Raw genomic sequence first — 15,951 nt, forward strand, 5'->3', positions numbered from 1 at the left:
CCCTGTAGCAAAATTCAGGGGCTAGGCCAAAATTATCGGCAGCGCCACCATCGACAGAATCAACACAATAAAAATTCCGGCGATCCACCAGGCAGTGCGGTGCGCGAAGTTCAGGGTGAAATTCATCCCTGACTCCAGCTCTACCCATAGCCTCGGGTTATCCGGGTTGTGATAAAACATTCCATACTTGAGCTTGTCTCGGGGATCGTCCGGTGGATAGCGCTTATCCAATTCCTGCATGATCTGCGCACTGCGCAGCACAATGCCGACGCCTACTGCGATAATCGCACCAATGAGCAACCACACGCTCAGTGCTCCGGTACCCAAGAAACCAAATTCAAACAATCCGGCGGTAATGCTAACCAACAGCACCACCACGAGCGCGAAACTAAACTTTCCCAACACGGGCTGCATTAACTGCGTGAGTAGGCGTTGTCGATTAATCGAACGTTCTGGTTTATCTTGCAAACCATTTTTGGTCTGGTTCGCAATTCCCACCACAATGCCGCAAGCTCCCGCGCACACTGCCGTAGTAATCGCTGGCCCAAGGCCAACGTGAGCTATCGCGGCGGGAAATGATTTGTTGGTAAAGCCATCTGCGTGCCCGGAAGCATTAAAATGCGTGGGCATCGGGTCCGGGATGGCATGCCAGTTGAGCCAAATAAACCCCAACGCGGCAAAAATGGCTGCTATACACGCTAGGTGCCAGCCGAACTGAAATTTCGGCTTCGGAAGAAGATCCTGTTTGTTACCGGAGGAGCTCACGGATCTCACCTTCCTGAACCTCAGAAATTGTATCCGGCTGGAACTGCGGTTCGTCGTCTTTATCGACCAGTACACAGCGCACACCTTCGTCGAAATCAGGGCGGCCGCGCAAGTATTCGCCAACCCGGTATTCGTTATCCAAGGCGTCGGCAAGCGAATCAACCTGGGCGTTTGCGCGGAAAATTTCCGCAGCTGCCACCAGCGAAGTCGGCGATGCATGTTTCAAGGTGTCATTCACGCCAGCGACGAATGCTTTATCCGCACACTGTTCCAAAGCTGTGACGACCCTAGCCCAGGAATCCTGCGCAAAAACTTCCTCGATGGCCTCAATCTGCGAGGCCAACGGCGCGGTATCCGGGTTCGTATTCGCATATTTTTCCACCGCAGCCGCGTATCCGGATTCGATAACTGCTTCACGGAAAGCATCGGCATCGTCGGAGGCAATCTGGTGGGTAGCATAGCCAGTCCACAGCAGATCTGCGGCCTTCATGCGGTAGGCGGTCGTCGCCAGGTACAGCGCCAAGGCCCGAGACGCCTTACCCCGCGAGCCGACCATGCGCTGGAAAAAATATGTCATGCCGACATCTGTAATAAACCCGATGAGCATCTCTGGCATGGAAACAAAAGTTTTCTCGGTCACCACACGGTGAGAGCCAAAAGCGCTAATACCGGTACCACCCCCCATGACCACCCCATCCATGAGTGCAATGAATGGCTTCGGGAACTTATCGATGGCGTCGTTAAGCGCATATTCTTTGCGGAAGAACTCGTCGACACCGGTCTTATTGCCCGCGAGACCTTGTTCACGTGCCGCGCGTACATCACCACCGGCACAAAAGCCTTTCGGGTTATTGGAATAGATCAGTACTTGCGTAACCGAATCATCTTTCGCCCATGCATCCAGCGCCCGGTGAATAATCTCCACCATCTCCAAGTTCAGGGAGTTCAGCGCCTTCGGGCGGTTGAGTTCAAGAATTCCCGTTCCATTGCAAACAGAAGTAATTACTTGGCGATCCTGTGTATCGGTCATAGCACCATCAGTCATAGCCCCATTGTGGCACAGTTAACGCAATAAAGTGAGGGCTGCAGCACTCCCGCTCCTCTACGGAGCCAGGATTAGTACTACAACCCTCGGGTACAGCACGTAGCGTGAAAGCTACACTACGACTGTTTCACCTGGAACTACTTGACCTGAAATTCAGCCATTTCGTCCCACTCGGTTTTACCCTCGATCAAAGTGTTGATGATCTTCGGGGTTTCAACCAGGTACTTTGGCATCTCTTCGGTTGCACGCTGGAAGTGCTCAGAGGTAACGTGTGCTTCCGCACCATCATCGGTGAAGCCTTCTACCAGCATGAAGTGGTTGGCATCCTGAGGGTCGCGGTACCAATCGAAGAACAGGTTCTTTTCTTCTGCCTGAGTAGCTTCCGTGAACCAGGAAACCTCTTCCAGGAAGTTTTCGGCGTACTCTGGCTTTACTTGGTAAGAAACGTTAATCAAGATCATGTTCTCGATTATACGCTTAATTTAGTTGATGCGTACACAACGCTAGCGTGTGGCTACGCACATTTAGTGCAAGAAAAATTCCGCCAAGTACACGTTGCCGTGCGCATCAACGCCCGAAACACCAAATCCCTTGCCATCAGCAGTGCGATTCGTAGGGCTTAGCAACCAGGCAATACGCTGCGCAGCCTCATGCGGAGCCAGCCGGTAGATATTGCCCGTCCCACGGTCATGAGCAGTATTACCACGACCAACATTGGCGTGGAATTCCACTTCCCCGCGCGCAGCCTGATTAGCCCAGTCCTGGGCAATGCGCTGGGCTTCTTCATTTCGGTGGTGCCCCATAGCCAACAAGTGCAACTTCGTAGCCTGTTCCAAACTCCAGGACGCTACGCCAGCGCTGGCAGCCGAGGACCCAGCCGTCAATACCTCTGGAGTCGGCCAGACCGGGTTTGGCTGTGCGGAAGAAGCCGGTTGTGCGGATGCAGCAGCAGGAATACCTGCGCTGATCACGGTGGTAGCTGCGAGCGCGGTGAAAAATTTACGGGAGAAAGCCATACCTATATGGTGACATAAGCAGCCACCTAACCGGCGGCTTTCACCCAGCGTGTTTGATAAATGCGCCGACGCCCAGAGCTAGCCCTGCCGCACACCTACATTATTTCGGCTCCAGTTGATCAGCTAGCTCCATCCATTCGGCTTCTAATTCTTCTCGACGCCCAACAACCTCTGCCTTTTGTTCGTTAAGCTCCGTCAGTCGTTGCGTATCAACCTTTTCCGCTGCTACAGCCATTTTCTCGTCAATCTGGGCTTCTGTTTTCTCCAGCTTGTCCATCTTGCGTTCCAGCGCTCGCAGTGCTTTGGTGATCTCGCGTTCTTGCTGCGCAGAAATGCCTGTACCGCCACTATTTTCTGTCTCTGAAAAATCAGTAGCCTTACTAGAACCTAGATCCAAGGTTACATTCGAAGCAGCATCCTGGGCAGATTGACGTACCTGCAAATACTGTTCAATTCCGCCCGGCAGATGCTGCAAATTACCGTCACCAAACAAGGCATAGGCGGCATCAGTAATGCGCTCAATAAGATAGCGGTCGTGCGACACCACGACCAGGGTGCCCGGCCACTCATCCAACAGGGATTCGAGCTCCTGCAGGGTATCAATATCAAGGTCGTTGGTGGGCTCATCAAGCAGCAAGACGTTGGGCTCGCTCATTAATACCCGAGTAAGTTGCAGACGACGGCGCTCACCACCAGATAAATCACCAACCGGGGTACGTTGCCGCTTCGGGCTAAACCCCAGGCGTTCGGCCAGTTGCGATGCCGATAACTCTTTTTTGCCCATGTGTACATAGGTTGCTACATCTTCAACAGCATCCAACAGGCGACGTTGCGGGTCCAAATCATCAAGTTCCTGACGCAACCAACCCAGACGCACGGTCTGGCCTTCGATGCGCTTCCCCGCGCTAAGTTCATGCTCGCCAGCTAATGCTCGCAACAGGGTAGTTTTGCCGGATCCGTTCACCCCGACCAAGCCCACGCGCTCCCCCGGGGCTAAGCGCCAGGTCAGATCGTCGACAAGCACATGCCCATCCGGGGTTTCCAAGCGCGCATTCTCCAGCTCGATAACCTTGCGGCCCAGTCGCTGTTTAGAAAACGACATCAGCTCGACACTATTGCGCACCGGTGGGACATCTTTAATGAGTGCTTCTGCAGCGGCAATGCGGTATTTCGGTTTCGACGTCCGTGCCGGCGCACCCCGACGTAACCATGCCAATTCTTTACGTGCTAAATTCTGTCGCCGCTGTTCGGCAGCTTCGGCCTGCCGCTGACGCTCCGCGCGAGCAAAAATCCAATCGTTGTAGCCGCCGTCGTACACGTCGACTTTTCCATCGTGAACTTCCCAGGTCAGCTGTGCTACAGTATCCAAAAACCAGCGATCGTGGGTCACCACCAATACGGCTACTTTCCGATGCAATAGGTGATCCGCCAGCCATTGCACACCTTCAACATCTAAGTGGTTGGTTGGCTCATCGAGCACCACCAAATCCAAATCGCGCACGAGAGCCGCCGCCAAATTCACCCGGCGTTTTTCCCCGCCGGATAGTTGTCCAACCTTGGTTTCTAACCCGAGCTGGGCTACTCCTAGCCCGCCCAAAACATCGCGGACTTTTGCATTCGCCGCCCATTCGTACGTATCTAGCCCCAACGGCTCGACCACCGTGTGCCCAATCGTTGCTTCCGGGTCTAACTCTGCACGTTGGGTAACCACTGCCATCCGGAGATCCGAATTTCGCGAGACTCGGCCACCATCGGGTTCTATTAAACCTGTGAGTACTTCCAGCAGCGTGGTTTTGCCGCCGCCATTCACTCCGACGACACCGATGCGCTGCCCCGATTGCACACCCAACGACACACCGTCGAGAAGGGTTTTCAGACCAAACGATTGCGAGATATTCTCTGCATTTAACAGGTTCACCATAATGATTCCATCTTAAAGTAGAACCGCACGATTCACTCAGCGCACTATCTAGCCCGCAAGGCGGGCCACAATCGTCCACAGCCAGCTGCCAAGAAGCTTTTTGCAGGGCGAATTCATTTTCATTACTGTGATTTGTATGAAACGCCGCATATTTTCCACAGTCACTATGGCCGTAGCAACCTCATTTGCGTTGGCCGCATGCTCAAGCCCAAATGAGGACACCACCAGCGCTGAAGCCACCACCGCCACCTCAGAAGCTCATGACCACAATCATGATCACGAGGGCCACGACCATGATGCTCCTGGCGCTGATGATGCTGACCTGACCGAAGTCTCTTCCCTACCACAACGCGTCGTACTCTCCCATGACAAGGGCTTGACGACGATCGACCCAGCCACCGGCGAAATCGTGGATGAAGAAAAAATCTCCGGTTTCCACCGCCTGAACCCGGCTGGCAACACTCGACACCTCTATGTCTCCGGCAAAGATGGCTTTACGATCTTCGACACCGGCGCTGTGACTCAGCCTCACGGCGACCACAACCATTACTACGAAAAATCCCCTGAGCTGACTGACAACATTTTGCCGGCCGACAAGCCGGGCCATGTGGTTCAGCACGACGGCAAGACTGCGCTTTTCGACGACGGAAGCGGCGAAATCACGATCTTCGATAACGACGAACTCGAAGACGGCACCGACACCATGCGTCCGGCGCATATCGTAACCGCAGAATCCGGGGATCCACACCACGGTGTGGCGGTCCCATTCAAAGACGGTAGCTACCTAACCACGGTAGGCACCGAGGACGAGCGCCACCGCATCGAATATCGCAGCTTGGACAACGAAGTTCTGGCATCCACCGACGACTGCCCAGGTATTCACGGCGAAGCAGTCGCAAAGGGTGGCAACGTCGCCTTTGGCTGCACCAATGGACCTATTGTCTTCGATGTAGAAGCCCAAGAATTCCACAAGGTAGACGCCAATGACATCGCGAAAGACGGCTATCAGCGTTCCGGTAATCTGGCGGGCAGCGAAGACTCCCCGATTGTCCTCGGCGACAACAAAACTGACGAAGACGCTGACCTTGAGCGCCCAACCTCCGTGGTATTGATCGACACCACCGACTACTCCATGAAGACCGTAGAACTCGAGGATTCATACTGGTTCCGTTCTCTGGGCCGCACCGCTGACGGCGATGGCGTGGTCTTGACCTACGACGGCTACTTGAACATCATCGATGTTGAATCCGGCAAAGTCACCGACCGGATCGAAGTTATCAAGCCATGGAAAGAAAAAGATGAGTGGCAACAGCCCGGCCCAATCCTGAAGGTCGATGGCGATATCGCTTACGTCACCGACGCAGAAAACAAAGAGTTTCTGATGGTGGATCTGCAGGAAGGCGAAGTGCTCACCCGTACCGAGTTGGACTTTGCGCCAGTGGAAATGGGAATTGCCCGCTAACTTAACATTCTATTAGCTCAGCACCCCCAGCCGGACTCATGGCAGTAATGCCCCGGGTACCGGCTATTTTCTTTTCCACTTCTGTTGCAACATAGTGTGCAGTCTGCTCATCGGCACACAAAAATGCACAGGTGGGCCCAGAACCGGACACTATCCCTGCGAGTGCCCCAGCGTGGCTTCCCGCATCGAGGATGCGGGATAAATCCGGACGCAGCCGCAATGCAGCCGCCTGCAAGTCATTCCGTAATAAGCCAGCGAGTTGTTGCACATCCCCGGATTGGGCGGCAGCCGTTAATGCTGTGGTCTCACTTAGGCTCGGATCGTGCGGAACCGCCGGTGTTCCTTTCTTCTCACCGCCGCCAGCATCTGGCTGCGGGCTGCCCTGATACAACTGATCGAATTCTGCAAATACCTGTGGCGTCGACAAGCCTCGCTCATTGGCCACCAATGCCCAGTGATACGTACCAGTTGTGGGCACAGCATGCAGCTTTTCTCCCCGGCCTTGCCCCAGTGCGGTGTAGCCGTGCAAGCAAAATGGGACGTCAGACCCTAGCTGCGCAGCAATATTATGCAATACGGACTCATCCAGCAGCTCGATATTTGCTTGCTCCGCAAACAAGGAGTTAGCAGCACGCAACGCGGCTGCAGCATCAGCGGAACCACCCGCCATGCCTCCAGCGACCGGAATGTTCTTTTCAATTAGCACCGTCACCGGTGGAAGCTCCAGCTTTCCAGCGTGTTCTGCTTGCAAAGCAACAGCAACGGCGTCAACAGCTTGCCAGGCGAGATTCGTAGCATCGCTGGGGACCGAATTACTATCTTGTCCAGTCACAGTCAATGCGCGCACCGGTCCGTGCCCGGAAGATTCGTCCTGCTCAATCTGATCATTAGCCAGGCTAACCCGCACGGTATCGGCGAGATCCAGTGATTGAAAAATAGTCACCAGATCATGGAAGCCATCGGCGCGGGCAGGGCCGACCGCCAAATGCAAATTCACCTTGGCAAACGCCTTTGCTGCGTACGAACTACGAGGGGACGAGCGAAATAAATAATCGTCTGTCATGAGAATCTATCTTGTTTTTATTCGGCTAAACCGAGCCGGACGAAATCAGCCACGCTTAGTTTCTCACCCCGTAAACCAGGATCAATGCCTGCTGCTCTTAGCGCCTGTTCAGCCTCAACCGCCGAACCGTAATATTTAGACAAAGCAGCACGTAAAGTCTTGCGGCGTTGTGCAAAAGCTGCATCCACGAGTGGGAAAACAGCCTCTCGAGTGTCTTGCGTTATTGGCCATGGGCAAGCATCTTCCGAGAAACGCTCGATCCGTACCAAACCTGATTTGATTGTTGGGGCTGGCCAAAAAACATGTTCAGCGATAGTTCCGGCCCGAGTCACAGTGCCATAGAAACCAGCTTTGACGCTGGGAACACCATAAATTTTGTTTCCGGGTTGTGCAGCCAGCCGATCCGCAACTTCTGCTTGCACCATCACCAAGACGCGGTTAATGCTGGGAAATTGCGCCAATAAGTGCAACAGCACTGGTACCGCGACGTTATACGGCAAATTAGCAACCAAAGCTGTGGGAGACGGGATCGATTCAGGGGATGCGGAGTTTACTTGATCTGGACGTATGCGCAGCGCATCAGCTGTAATTAAAGAAAAGTTTTGCTTACGATGGCCAGCGCGAGCAGCCACCGTTTCCGGCAATTTCGCAGCTAGCTTTTCGTCAATCTCAATGGCTGTGACATGCCGTCCCGCTTCCAACAAACCTAGCGTCAACGACCCCAAGCCAGGGCCAACTTCCAGCACGTGATCGTCTGCACGCACCCCGGCAGTATCAACGATGCGACGCACTGTATTGGCGTCATGGACAAAATTCTGCCCCAGCTTTTTCGTCGGGGTGATGCCAATATCCTCAGCAAGAGTCCGGATTTCTACCGGACCCAAAAGATCTACCGTGCGCGAGGTTTCAGCACCAACCAAATCGTGTTCCATGCAGGTAGTTTAGCAGTTATTAGCGCAAGCCCATCTTGGCAGTACATGCAGGCCATGCACCCCAGCCTTGGGCTGCCTGAGTCTTTTTCGCAATCTCAATCTGCTGCTCGCGCGTAGCAAGATCGGCGGTTGGTGCATATGCCGTTCCGCCATAAGCAGCCCAGGTACCAGCGTTGAACTGCAAGCCACCGTGGTAGCCGTTACCAGTATTAATGGACCAGTTACCGTTGGATTCACATGCAGCAAGTTCATCCCACACCGAACCGCCTGCCACGGCAGGTGCAGCAGGCGCAGAAGCCGCAGGTGATGCTGGCTTTGTGCCACGAGCAATTACTCGCTTTTGCGCAGGCGCGACCTCACGCTCATCAACGCGTTCGACAGACTCTTCATGCCCGTTGACGAATTTCTTCCGCAGGTTAACTTCCCGGTTACCCATTGTCCCGGCTTCAATCACGTGCTCATCATCTTCCGGCAAGTTTGCATCGTCGCGATAGATAACCTCAGGTTCAATCGGCTCATTGATGAGTTCATCTTCGAAGTGAACGCGATCAATGGCAATATCCATGCCCGTAGTTAACGCAGTATCTTCCGGCAGGTGCAGTCGATCAAACTCACCTAGGTGAATATCGCGAATATCCAGCAATTCACCCACGGTACGCACTGCTTGCTGGGTGTAGACGGTTTTCCCGCCATCGGTGATCGAGATAATTTTCGGCTCCACAGCCTCCAACTTCATTCCAGTGGTGAGTTCGTCATCACCAGAGACTTCTTTACCATTAGCCAACAATTTGGCATTCCGATGTAAACCATCAATTTCGCTACGCAGCTCACCGATGGTGCTAGCGGTAGTAGTCAGTTCTTTATTTGCCCCGTCGATGGTGACAGCCACTGGCTTTGTGGTGCGCACCGTGATGGTGTCGCCTTCATGCACGCCCTCCGAAAGCGCCGGGGAAATTACATCATGCGCACTCAGCTCCACGTTAGCGTCGGCAAGCGCAGCTTCTACATCACCGGCAAATGTGGAAAGTTCGATTTTTTCCCCATTGGCATCAACCACAATATCTTTTTGCGCATCCAGTCCAACGACACCACCGACCAGCAGAGCACCAACGACACCCCCAGTAGCAACGCGTAAAGGGGTAGATGCATTGGAGTTAATCCGCTGGATCTGCTTTTTGGTCGACATGAACTTCCTTAAGACTCTCGAACTGCGTACTGAACAGGAGCAACCACTGCACCTACTGCACATTGAATGCCAGCAACCCACAATGAGGCCAACTCATTCTGCAACGATGATAACAATACGGTAACGCGACGACGCGTGGCGAAACGCGCTCAAAACCCAGCTGTCACAAAATTCACAAATCACACAACTTTCTCCAAGGCCACTACCAACCCAGTCAACCTGGAAGAACAGAAACTATGCAATTTGTCACACCTGTACCGTATGAGCGACGTGACGTTAGTGGCTTTCATCCAGCCCGTATACGCGATGATAGGTAGCACGCACCTCGGCAGCGAGTTCTTCAGCACTTTGACCACGCTGCTGTGCCACGCACAGTGCAGTATGCCCAACCAACGACGGCTCGTTTGGCGCTCCACGAAACGGCTCCGGGGTCATAAATGGAGCATCCGTTTCAATCAACAACTGCCCCCGCGGCACCAAGGAAGCTGCACGCCGCAGCTCATCGTTTCGTTTAAATGTCACGTTTCCAGCAAAGCTCAATATCCAGCCACGCTCAATAGCTTCGCGCGCCATCGATACTGGTGAAGAAAAACAGTGCAGCATAACCTGTGGCGGCGCAGGCTCATCATCAAGAATTCGCAGTAAATCGGCATCTGCTTCCCGATTATGAATCATCAACGTCTTGCCTACTGCGCGCGCGAGCTGTGTATGCCAACGTAAGGATGCTTCTTGTTGTTCCAGAGTGGCAGTCGACTCTGGAGCGTGCTTGATCCAATAAGAATCGAGGCCGGTCTCACCAATAGCAACACAGTTTTCATCACGCGCCATCTCGGAGAGTCGAGTTTTGGCTTCGTCGTTCAGCTGCTCTGCCTTAGTCGGATGAATCGCACACGCAGCGTGTAGATTGGGGTGTTGCCTTGCTGCGCGCAATGCTTGCTCGGCTTCAGCTAAATCATCCCCCACGGTGCAGATTTCACCGACGCCGCCGGCAATAGCGCGCTCAAGAAACTCCTCAAGACTACTTCCACGGCAGGACGTAAGGTGCGTGTGCGCATCAACTATTCCGGTAATTTCCGGGGCAGGAAATGGCTGTGGGCGTGATTTCTTCTTCGACATAACGCCCCAGTTTAATAGGCACCGTTGTAGTAAGCACCTGCTAATTCGCAAGCCCGTCACGTACTAACGCGCGAGCTCGTCGTCGATAAGCACTTTCTTACCCGCGCGATACCCCAGCGCAGACATCCCCACACCGGTCAATGCCATCACCGCCAAGATCAACACCCAGTCTCCGGTGGCCTGGTACGCAAAACCGATCAACAGCGGAAGGACTCCTGCAAGCAAATAACCATACGGCTGCACGAAACCAGACAAACGCGCGGTCACCTCCGGGGTACGCGTCCGTGCCGCAAGCAGCGCAAGAATCGTCGGGAAGCACATACCACCCAGGCCCAGCACGATTGCCCACGCCTCCGGCGCCGCGGCACCAGCAAACATGACCCCGAGGTAACCAACGGTCGTCAGTACGCCAAAAACCACAATTACCGGGCGCAGATCACGAATGCGGGCCACCAAAAACGGCATGCTCACACCACCGATGACGTTGACGGTTCCCAACACGGCAAGCCCTACGGCTGCCCTGCCCGGAGAGACACCTTGGTCGATATACATCTGCGGCAGCCACCCCATTTGCACATAGGCGTTTGAGGATTGCAGGCCAAACAGCACCATCATCGCCACCGCTGTGGGAGAACGCCATAACGACGTCGACGCGATCTTATTCGCAACAACTGCTGGGGCCGAATCAGCTGCTGTACCCGTCGTACCTGGTGTAGTCGCACGTTCCGTGCCGGAGTTTGTGGGTTTTGCGACCGGTGGCTTGCGAGGTTTATCCACGCCAACCCGGGTTAATACCAGAATCCAGACCACAAGCTGTGTTGCCGCGAGCAACGCCCAGATTCCCAGTGCTGGGCGCCAAGCATCCTCGCCGGAAAACCACAAGGCACTCAGTGGTGCAACCGCCCCCGAAAGACCTAAGAAACCGGAATAACACGACATCAACAACACAGAGCAACGCGGCGCGTGCTGTTTAATCCAGGCCGGTAACAACACATTCAACAGCGCGATCCCGCCAACAACCAACGCGGTGAGCACAATGAACGTGACCATACCGCCCGGTACATAGGCACCGATCAATGGCCGGAAAGCAAGGCCCACGAGCATGGCCACCATTCCGGCAAAAAGCGTGAAGCTTAACCCGAAGCGTCGGGCAATAGGCACAGCTGCCAACCCCATGATGGCGAAAGCAAAACCCGGCATGGCGGTGAGCGCACCAGCCACGGAAGCCGAGGCCTGAAAACTGGCCATTACCTGTTCCAACACTGCGCCCAGTGAAGAAATACCGGCGCGCAGGTTCGCCGCAGCGGAGATTACTGCGACAAGAGCAAGTGGGACTGCAATTGCCCCACCAGTAACTAGTTTCGTGTGCTTCGACTGCTTATCACTCGTCGGACTCACCTTCCAACACAATGCTCGAGAGAAAAAACGTGCGGTGCACGAATCTTGCCGTGCACAGCACACTTCGGATTAGTCTTCCGAATCCGTCACCGGTGCCCATTCTGGGCCAGTTTCAGCTAGCTCCGGGTCCAGCTTGGTAATCAATGGCTTCGGTTTCGCCAGTGTAGTACCCGGGGTGATATCCAGACGTTCCCAGGTTGCTGCCTGTGCTGCATAATCACCTGTGATCGCGGGGTACTTCTGACCTTTCTGTGGCGTTCCGACGCCAACCAATTCGACGTCATAATCATCAACAACTTCGACAATTTCTGGCTGTGCAGCCCACAGATCCTCGCGGCCCAAGGTTTCGTGCACACGCTGTGCCAAGTGTGGCAGATACGGAGTCAACAACACGTTACAATCCGAGACGACCTGCAAGGCAGTCCATAGAACTGTCGCCAAGCGCTCACGCTGGGAATCATCCTTCGCCAGCTTCCAAGGCTCATTTTCGGCGATGTACGCATTGGCTTCACCTACTACATGCATAGCATGCGTGATACCGGCTTTAAATTTGGACTTCTCCAGCGCCTCGCCGACAACGTCGAACGCGTTGCGCGCCAACTCGAGGATGCGGCAGTCGCTATCGGCTAATTCACCAGGCTTTGGCACCTCACCGAAGTTTTTGTGCGCCATAGAGACAGTGCGATTGACCAAGTTACCCCAGCCATTCGCCAATTCGTTGTTAATGCGCCGAACGAACTCGTCCCAGGTGAAATCAGCGTCGTTGTTTTCTGGCCCCGCTACCGCGATGAAATACCGCAGTGGATCTGGACCAAATTCTTCCAAGAAGTCTTTGACGTAAATGACCAAGCCCTTAGACGAGGAGAACTTGGACCCAGACATGGTCAAAAACTCGGAGGACACAATTTCCGTCGGCAGATTGATTTCACCATAGCGGTGCTGTTCTCCGCCCTTCGCACCTTTGCCGGCGTAGCCAAGCAATTGCGCAGGCCAAATCTGAGAGTGGAAGGTGATGTTGTCTTTGCCCTGAAAATAATAGGACTTCGTTTCTGGATCCAGCCAGAATCGCTTCCATGCATCCGGGTCACCAGTGCGCTGGGCCCACTCAAGCGAAGCAGACAAGTAGCCGATCACCGCATCAAACCACACGTAGAGCTTCTTCGCGTTGTTGTTTTCCCAGCCCTCAATCGGTACTGGCACACCCCAGTCAATATCGCGGGTCATTGCACGTGGGCGCATATCTGCCAGTAAGTTCTGCGAGAATTTTAGAACGTTCGGACGCCAGCCTTGCCGTCCCGACAGCCACTCGCGCAAAGCGTCGGCAAGCGCAGGAAGGTCCAACAAAAAGTGCTCGGTCTCACGGAAAACCGGGGTTTCGCCGTTGATCTTAGAAACAGGATCAATCAAATCAGCGGGATCGAGTTGGTTACCGCAGTTATCACACTGATCGCCGCGAGCACCATCGGCGTTGCAAATCGGACAGGTTCCTTCAATATAGCGGTCCGGCAAAGTACGTCCCGTCGACGGCGAAACCGCCCCCATGGTGGTTTCCTTCACCATGTAGCCATTGTTATATAAGCCTTTAAATAGTTCCTGCACCGTCGCATAGTGAGTACGGGTAACTGTACGGGTAAACCAGTCATAGGACAGGCCCAGACCACGCAAGTCTTCGACAATCTGCCGGTTATAACGGTCAGCCAACTCACGCACAGAGACGCCTTCTTTGTCAGCTTGCACCAACAGCGGAGTGCCGTGTTCATCAGTGCCTGAGACCATCAGGACATTGTTGCCACGCATTCGCTGAAAGCGCGCGAATACATCGGAAGGTACGCCAAATCCTGCGACGTGTCCGATATGACGGGGGCCGTTGGCATACGGCCAGGCAACATTCACAAGCACATTTTCAGACATACCCTCAAGCATAATTGAACCCCGGCACCATGTGGTTACCGGGGTTCATAGAACTCACAGGATGCGCAGCTGATTCACATCCATACAGCGAGCAACACCACGACTGGTGCTGCGACCGCTAGTGCTGTTGGTTATTTCTTACGCATTGATTCTGGCTTCAAATTCTCCAGGCGTTCAGAACGACGTTTCTTCAGCTCTTCCTTGTGGTGTGCTTCACGAGTCAAACGACGTTCACGAGCCAACTTGCGCGCGAAGGCCTGCTGCTCCTTTTGTTCGACGTAAATTACGTCATTACGTAGGTCCTTCACCAAGCTGAACATCAAGCCAATGATGATCAGAAGGAACGGCGAAGCGGCCACGATGGTTACTGACTGCAGCGAGTCCAAAGCATCCTCGCCACCACCAATGAGCATGGTCAAACCAACCGCAGCGGTCAAAACACCCCAAGTCGCCGACAACCACGGGGTAGCTACCATGCGTCCGCGTTGCGACATCGAGCCCATCACGGTTGACGCGGAGTCTGCCGAGGTAATGAAGAACGTCGCCAGCAAAACCATAGCGACAATCGAGGCAATTGAACCCAACGGCAGATGATCAAACATGTTAAAGAGCATGTTTTCCGTCGTGCCATCGCCATAAACCACACCCTCATTGTTGCGTTCCATATCGATGGCGGTGCCGCCGAAAATCGCAAACCAAATAGTGGAAACACCAGATGGAATCAGCAACACGCCGACGCAGAATTCACGTACGGAGCGACCACGGGAAATACGAGCCAGGAACATACCAACGAACGGCGACCAGGACACCCACCATGCCCAGTAGAAAATCGTCCATGCAGAACTAAAGTCAGCGGCCGCTTCACCGTTTTCTGCGGTGCGTCCGGCCATCATCAGGAAGTTTTGCAGGTAGGAACCCAACGACCCTGGAATCAAGTTCAACTGCACAACGGTTGGCCCAACGATAAAAACAAAAATTGCCAGAATTGCTGCCATGACCAAATTGGCGTTCGACAGGTACTGAATGCCCTTGCCGACGCCTGACAGCGCCGACAGAATAAAGGCCAATGTCAACACCAAAACAATGCCGATTACCACAGACATCGATGGATCATCGATAATCCCGGAAGCAGCCAAACCTGCTTGGATCTGCAGCGCACCAAGCCCCAACGAACAAGCGGTACCGAAAACCGTCGCAAAAATCGACAAAATATCAATAACACGACCGACGCCGCCCGCAGCGGCTTTTTCACCAATCAACGGCACGAATGCGGAAGATAGCAGCTGCTTGCGCCCTACACGGAAGGTCGAGTAAGCAATCGCCAGCCCTACGATCGAGTAAATTGCCCACGGATGTAGCGTCCAGTGGAACATTGCCTGCGACATGGCACCGCCAACCGGGTCATTGTCGATGCCCGGCACGCCATCGTTGTAGAAGAAAGTCGGTTCCGCAGCACCGAAGAACATCAGGCCGATACCCATACCAGCGGCGAACATCATTGCGATCCACGAAATGGTATTAAATTCAGGCTCTTCATTAATCGAACCTAATTTAATAGCTCCAAACTTCGAAGCAGCAATAGCGATCACGAACACCACGAACACGGTGGTGAACAGCATGAAGGCCCAACCAAAATTGTCAATGATCCAACCAAAAGCCGTGCTGGCGAAGGCTGTAAAAGAATCAGTGAACGCCAGGCCCCAAATGACGGTAGCCAACACCAGCAGTCCGGCTGGGGCCACCACTGCCCAGTCAATCGAGCTATCTTCGGTTTCCGAAGCCAACTCCACTGAATCTTCCACGCTGCTTACCGCAACATCGTCTTCATGTTCCAGCATGTAGGCGATCTGCCTGGTAGCCGAAAGCTCATCAAGATCCTCGCGGACCAAATTGGCATTGGTTTCTAGTTGTGGACCATCCGCAACTTTATCGCGGTCAGCACCCACAGCACCATCGGTGCCTTTAGAGTCGTGTGAGTCAGGTTTATTCATGGATACCAGCGTGGTTGAAAAACACCCGGCAATCAAATTCAAATAAGCTGAAAAACAGCTGTTAAGCAAATAAAGACATCAACTACGTGACTCGTCAGCAAGGCAACGCATTTTTACTGGCATTATCTCGCTAATATCACTCACA

Annotated in this window: 13 protein-coding genes; 1 reads left to right on the forward strand and 12 read right to left on the reverse strand. The window is 53.9% G+C overall.

Going from position 1 to position 15,951, the window contains the following annotated elements; all coding sequences use genetic code 11:
- Positions 1-21: 21 nt before the first annotated feature.
- The 5 genes from A5774_RS06545 to A5774_RS06565 all read right to left on the reverse strand — a co-directional run bounded on the left by A5774_RS06545 (position 22) and on the right by A5774_RS06565 (position 4,747).
- Positions 22-765 (reverse strand): DUF1648 domain-containing protein, encoded by a 744-nt coding sequence (locus A5774_RS06545; protein WP_064833914.1) that lies wholly within the window; start codon positions 763-765, stop codon positions 22-24.
- A complete protein-coding gene (locus tag A5774_RS06550) occupies positions 749-1,810 on the reverse strand; it encodes an enoyl-CoA hydratase/isomerase family protein (RefSeq protein ID WP_231892368.1) in 1,062 nt (353 codons plus the stop codon). Before A5774_RS06550 ends, A5774_RS06545 begins: the two co-directional genes overlap by 17 nt.
- Before the next feature lie 137 nt (positions 1,811-1,947).
- Entirely contained in the window at positions 1,948-2,271 is a 324-nt protein-coding gene (locus tag A5774_RS06555; protein WP_023019748.1) for a putative quinol monooxygenase, read from the reverse strand.
- Between the two features lie 63 nt (positions 2,272-2,334).
- Positions 2,335-2,826 carry a hypothetical protein gene (locus A5774_RS06560; RefSeq protein ID WP_064833918.1) on the reverse strand — a complete coding sequence of 164 codons (492 nt, stop codon included), beginning with the start codon at positions 2,824-2,826 and terminating at the stop codon, positions 2,335-2,337.
- 100 nt (positions 2,827-2,926) lie between these two features.
- Positions 2,927-4,747 (reverse strand): ABC-F family ATP-binding cassette domain-containing protein, encoded by a 1,821-nt coding sequence (locus tag A5774_RS06565; protein ID WP_027017660.1) that lies wholly within the window; start codon positions 4,745-4,747, stop codon positions 2,927-2,929.
- 136 nt (positions 4,748-4,883) lie between these two features.
- Between A5774_RS06565 and A5774_RS06570 the strand changes: the two genes are divergently transcribed.
- Positions 4,884-6,209, forward strand: coding sequence for a hypothetical protein (locus A5774_RS06570; protein WP_064833977.1), 1,326 nt, complete (start codon positions 4,884-4,886; stop codon positions 6,207-6,209).
- A 1-nt stretch (position 6,210) separates the two neighbouring features.
- On the opposite strand, the gene A5774_RS06575 is transcribed toward A5774_RS06570, so the two are convergent.
- The 7 genes from A5774_RS06575 to A5774_RS06605 all read right to left on the reverse strand — a co-directional run bounded on the left by A5774_RS06575 (position 6,211) and on the right by A5774_RS06605 (position 15,806).
- The gene (locus A5774_RS06575) at positions 6,211-7,272 is read right to left on the reverse strand and encodes a 4-(cytidine 5'-diphospho)-2-C-methyl-D-erythritol kinase (protein ID WP_027017658.1); all 1,062 of its coding nucleotides are present in this window, start codon (positions 7,270-7,272) and stop codon (positions 6,211-6,213) included.
- Between the two features lie 17 nt (positions 7,273-7,289).
- On the reverse strand, positions 7,290-8,204 hold the full coding sequence (gene rsmA, locus A5774_RS06580) for a 16S rRNA (adenine(1518)-N(6)/adenine(1519)-N(6))-dimethyltransferase RsmA (RefSeq protein WP_064833920.1): 915 nt from the start codon (positions 8,202-8,204) through the stop codon (positions 7,290-7,292).
- A 19-nt stretch (positions 8,205-8,223) separates the two neighbouring features.
- Entirely contained in the window at positions 8,224-9,390 is a 1,167-nt protein-coding gene (locus tag A5774_RS06585) for a resuscitation-promoting factor (RefSeq protein ID WP_064833922.1), read from the reverse strand.
- 276 nt (positions 9,391-9,666) lie between these two features.
- Complete coding sequence (locus tag A5774_RS06590) at positions 9,667-10,506, reverse strand: TatD family hydrolase (RefSeq protein WP_021352788.1); 840 nt, start codon at positions 10,504-10,506, stop codon at positions 9,667-9,669.
- A gap of 63 nt (positions 10,507-10,569) precedes the next feature.
- Positions 10,570-11,904, reverse strand: a complete 1,335-nt coding sequence (locus tag A5774_RS06595; RefSeq protein ID WP_082936135.1) for an MFS transporter — start codon at positions 11,902-11,904, stop codon at positions 10,570-10,572.
- 69 nt (positions 11,905-11,973) lie between these two features.
- Positions 11,974-13,815 carry a methionine--tRNA ligase gene (gene metG / locus A5774_RS06600; protein ID WP_064833981.1) on the reverse strand — a complete coding sequence of 614 codons (1,842 nt, stop codon included), beginning with the start codon at positions 13,813-13,815 and terminating at the stop codon, positions 11,974-11,976.
- Positions 13,816-13,946: 131 nt separating this feature from the next.
- Positions 13,947-15,806 carry a BCCT family transporter gene (locus tag A5774_RS06605; RefSeq protein ID WP_156519565.1) on the reverse strand — a complete coding sequence of 620 codons (1,860 nt, stop codon included), beginning with the start codon at positions 15,804-15,806 and terminating at the stop codon, positions 13,947-13,949.
- Positions 15,807-15,951 lie beyond the last annotated feature (145 nt).

Source organism: Corynebacterium sp. EPI-003-04-2554_SCH2473622 (assembly GCF_001665955.1).
In the GTDB taxonomy this organism is placed as follows: domain Bacteria; phylum Actinomycetota; class Actinomycetes; order Mycobacteriales; family Mycobacteriaceae; genus Corynebacterium; species Corynebacterium pseudodiphtheriticum.